The 4,927-nt window shown below is 39.7% G+C and carries 4 protein-coding genes; 2 read left to right on the top strand and 2 right to left on the bottom strand.

Features of this window, described 5'->3' with window-relative positions:
- Positions 1-291, top strand: a 291-nt coding sequence (locus AC1DND_RS19455) for a hypothetical protein (RefSeq protein ID WP_477584129.1), incomplete at its 5' end; no start/stop codon positions are given.
- Between the two features lie 73 nt (positions 292-364).
- On the opposite strand, the gene AC1DND_RS19450 is transcribed toward AC1DND_RS19455, so the two are convergent.
- Positions 365-2,608 (bottom strand): hypothetical protein, encoded by a 2,244-nt coding sequence (locus tag AC1DND_RS19450; RefSeq protein ID WP_477584127.1) that lies wholly within the window; start codon positions 2,606-2,608, stop codon positions 365-367.
- Between the two features lie 209 nt (positions 2,609-2,817).
- The gene (locus AC1DND_RS19445) at positions 2,818-3,690 is read right to left on the bottom strand and encodes an NAD(P)-dependent oxidoreductase (RefSeq protein ID WP_477584125.1); all 873 of its coding nucleotides are present in this window, start codon (positions 3,688-3,690) and stop codon (positions 2,818-2,820) included.
- 173 nt (positions 3,691-3,863) lie between these two features.
- Between AC1DND_RS19445 and AC1DND_RS19440 the strand changes: the two genes are divergently transcribed.
- Positions 3,864-4,927, top strand: a 1,064-nt coding sequence (locus tag AC1DND_RS19440) for a DNA alkylation repair protein (RefSeq protein ID WP_477584123.1), incomplete at its 3' end; no start/stop codon positions are given.

The following is a 4,927-nucleotide window of genomic DNA, read 5'->3' as shown; positions in this document are numbered from 1 at the left end:
GCGCAAGTTCTGTGTAAAATAATGAGCTTCTTCCCGTTTTACGCTTTTACGCTTCGCTGCCTCGTACCTCGTTGCTGCAGGGTAGCGCTGCAACCGGGGCTAGGTGGCCACAGCATTATTTCATTTGTTGGGTTGCAGGGTGCACAAGCCCTGGTTTCTAAACCCGATCCGATAGCTATCGGATGGAGCGGAATAGCCTGGAGCGCAGCGAGGACTATAAGTGAAAGCGGGACTGGCGGTCTCCAAGAACCACAAGCCATCCATTTCCTAATTCTAATAGCGGGTAAATAGTTTTTTACCTGTACACATCAAACGATCTATTTCGGTCGGTGAGACACCAACCGATAGGATAAAATCAATCCCGTTATTTATTGATCAGTGCGATATCATCCACAATAATATCTCCGGAAGGTGTTTTATTAAAGATAAATCTAATTTTTTTAAGATCATTAACCTTAAATAGGCTATTGCCGCCTAAAATTTTCTCTATATCGAAATAGAAAAAATCTGGTACCGCTTCTGAGTYTGGATAATCGTTAAATAAGTCAAACTTACTCAGGTTTTTTGCCATTTGAGGCTGAAGAAGACTACAGCTGCTCAAAGGAAAAGAAAAACGGTGTTTTTTAACGTCTTCCACCTCAATAGTGAAATCGATTGGCTTATTATTTCCTGAAGCATTTTCCTTCCCTGCAGCCAATGAAAAACTTAACATCTTACCCGACAGAGAGAGCGGGGAAGATAAAGCCACCGAAAAGAAACTAGCCTGATGTTTGGGTTTTAACGAATCCCAACCAAGGTAAACGGCCTTGGAAATTTGCATGCTCCATAAAAACTTATTCTGCTGTTCCTTCCACTCTCGAAGGCCGCTTGAGGTAATTTTGCCTCCTGGAATAGATGTTGTACCAACATTTACATCCTCTTCAAAATCGGCCAATAAGGTTTTTTGTGCAGGCTCGAACTGGTTCATGTATAGCTTTTTAGGCAACCAATTTCTACCAGATCTTGCATCCATAAAAAGCGGTTTATAACCCGCCTGATTGTTTAGTGTTGTTTCCAGAAAACCATTAATGTACACACTCAATATTTTTTGCTGTTCCTGCTCATCCATCAACTGTTTTAGATTAAACCTATTGATGCCTGGCCCTGCCCCATCTTTTCGACCCCAAACTGAATTAAATTGCCCGTGATTGGCTGCACTTAAATAAAGACCGGCTTTAAAACCATTAAAGTTGGGAGAAAACTGGATCCTTTTCATGGTAGCAAGTCCACCATAGGTCTGCATATCCATATCAAGAGCCCCCTGGATCACAAAATAATTGATATCCTTTGCAACTGTTAAGGTTCCGCCAGGTTTGTACTGGCCATCAACAGGTGCTATGGCAATAACGGCTCCAATATTGAAATTAAATTTAAACACCTCCCTTGCATCATCGGGATAATGGCTAAGCCGATTAAACACCGCCGCATGGGTTACGGCCTCTCCTCCCCTCGAATGACCAATAATGGCAATCTTATCCATATCAATTCTTTTATAAAAGCTATTTCCGGGTGTATTGTTCCAATTGCGCAAAAGTTCAAGGTGTTTTAACAGTAACCATGCCCTCGCTGCATTCTCATTCTTTAATCCACCGCCAAATACATCCAGATCAGTTAACGAAAGGTTAAGAAAATTCTCATCTACCGATACCACCATATATCCGCGACTGGCCAATAACTCGCCCAAAAAAGTATAGCCTGGATCGGAAGCATGCTGGGCAAGATGATTGCCATGAACGATTACCACTAACGGCAACTTTTCTTTTTTATCACGTGGATACCAAACCAGTCCATTCAGCGGAAGCGACTTCTGATCAAACCCAAAATATATGGTTCTCAGCTTTCCCGAAAGCCCGATCCAGGAGGAGAGCAAACGAGAACCATTAACGCTTGTTGTTTTTATCTTCACACCATCACCAAATTCTTTCCGCCACTTATCCTTTCCACTGCCATAACTGAGCACATAAGATTTGTATGGCCCTTTACGCGATGGATCTGGCAGATCAATTGCCTCAGGAAGCTTACCATTCAGTTTATAATTTACAACAGCTATCGGCTTAGTTCCTTGCCCCAAGAAAATACACAGACCTAAAATGAAAGCAACAGAAGAAAGTACCACTACCAGAAACCAAAAAATATTTTTCAAATTTTTCAATGGAAACAGGCTGCCTTTTTTCCATTGATAAAAACCAGTCAATATCAATACTGGCAATACAATTATTCCTGCAATCAGCACCCAGCCATAAGTGGCAGGAAGATAAAAAAAATAAAAAACAGCCAGGTAACAAAAAATAATGGCAACCTGATAAGCGGCGGGAATGCGCGGCAATAATTTTAATAAACGCATTATCAAAACTGAAATGACAATACCACAACCCACATAAAACAACAGATAGCCTACAAGATATAAGATTGGTATATGCTGATAAAAGTAAAGCACATGCATTACAGATAGAAACAGTACCACAAAGGCAACAATAAGCTTACCTGCCCTGCCTGGTATTTTTTCTGCCGGGGAAAGAAATTCGACGGTGCGTTTAAAAAAGGATTTGATTTTAGCAATTATAATCATAGTCTTAATCGTATTTAAGTAATACAAGATTTCAATACCAGCTGATTTTCAGCAGGCACGGGATAATGTGCCTATTGAGCAAATTAATAAAAATCGATAATTAGTTAAAAAATTGTTGACCTTGCTTTGGAAAAGGATAAACGCTATGTTGTGATTACATTAATTGTACCGCCATTTATATTGTGAAGTACATTTGGCGCACTTAAAGATTAATTTATCTTGCTTAAATTATCCTTTACCTGCTTAATCACGGCAATAATATCTTCTTCTCCATATTTTGCAGCCGCATCTCCGAAAGTATTTAGTGCTGTTTTAGCCAATGGTGATGAAATCCCTTCGGCTTTGGCCAGGTTCAGATCTTTTACAATATGTTTAAGTGCAAAAGCAGCTTGGTAATGATCAGCAACAATGGCATCACCTTTAATTTTGGTAAAAATATTGCCAATGGCTGCATTATTGATCAATTCTAATAAGTCTTCTGTTTTAATCCCTTGTTCATTCGCAAACAAAACGGTTTCAGCCAGGCCCTGTGCATATAGGGCCAAAAGCGAATTGATGGCCAGCTTTGCACTGTTGCCCGCACCATTTTCGCCAACAAGTTTGGCAAGTTTGCCCATTTTTTCCAGAATCGGTTTTACCTGATTAAAAGCAGCTTCTTCACCGCCAACCATGATAACCAACTGACCGGTTTCTGCCTGCTTCACACTGCCTGAAACTGGCGCATCTAAATAAAAGTTTCCTTTTGCTTTACACTGCTTAGCCATTTCTTTTGAAATAGAAGGAGAAACCGTGCTCATATTGATGATGATCTTATCCGAAGTTTCTCCACTAAAAAGACCTTCTTCTCCCTTAAAAATCTGTTCTATAGCGGCATCATCAGAAACCATAACAATTACCACATCAGTAGTTACAATCAGCGCTTTAGGTGTTTCGGCTATTGATGCGCCCAGTTCTTTCAGTGCAGCTTCTTTATCCTTGTTCCTGTTATAGACAGTAACTGTGTAATCTGCTTTTATCAATTGCTCTGCCATCGGGATACCCATATTACCTAACCCGATCCAGCCTATTTTTGTAGTATTCATTTCGTTATTTTTATAATAAACAAATGTGCCAAAGAAAAAGCTGAAATTCTTAAACGTTACGTAAAAATGATACGATGAAGTAATTATTTGTATAAGCCGCTTTAACATACTAATATTTTTAGTAAATTAGCGCTGCATTAAAATAATCTCCCACTTTGTAATTACCATACCATATGGCCAGCCCGCTTAAAGATTTATATTCTCCAGCCTTTTACGATAGATTAGCCCATGCATTAACGGCTACTGTTCCAGGTTTCGACGAAGGAAAATTTATTAAAAAGGTTTTCACTGCTGACTTCGAATCAAAAGAACTAAAAGAGCGGATGAAACATACCTCGAAGGTATTACATGATTTTTTACCCGAAGATTATCCTCAAACGATAGCGTTGATTAAAAAAACTATCGCACAATTAAGGCTGCAGGGTATTGGAGAAGATAGCCTGGCTTATATGTTTTTACCTGATTATATCGAAACCTATGGTATAGATGATTTCGAAGGTTCAGTTGAGGCACTCGAATTTGTTACGCAGTTTGTAAGCTGCGAATTTGCTGTTCGTCCTTTCATTTTAAAATACGGAAATGAGATGATTTTAAAGATGCAAAAATGGTCGCTGCACGAAAGCCATAAAGTAAGAAGGCTCGCCAGTGAAGGAAGCCGTCCGCGCCTACCCTGGGCCATGGGTATCCCCTTTCTGAAAAAAGACCCGACATCCATTTTACCCATACTGGAAAACCTTAAAAAAGATCCATCAGAATATGTAAGGCGGAGCGTTGCCAATAGCTTAAATGATATTGCAAAAGATCATCCTCAGGTTGTTTTAAATGTGGCTAAAAACTGGTCGGGTTTGGGTGCCGAAACCGATGCCATTATTAAACATGGCAGCCGTACATTACTTAAACAAGGCCATGTGGATATCCTTAAACATTATGGCTTAGATGATACAGGGATTTTATTAAAAGATTTCAAAATCTTAACGCCTCAGGTCAAAATTGGCGAAAGTCTGGAGTTTTCATTTTCTATTCTGAACGAAAATCCGACTGAACAAAAAGTGAGGTTGGAATACGCCATTTACTATAAAAAGCAAAACGGCCAGAACACTAAAAAAGTGTATAAAGTTTCGGAGCGGATTTATCCTGCGGGTGCAGCAGTAAACATTACACGCAAGCAAAAATTCGTGCTGATTACCACGCGTAAATTTCATCTGGGCGATCACCAGGTTTCGATGATCATTAACGG

The sequence above is a fragment of the Pedobacter sp. 01N416 genome, from assembly GCF_056399685.1.
Note: the sequence above shows the minus strand (reverse complement) of the source record. Positions and strands in the feature narration are given on the sequence as shown.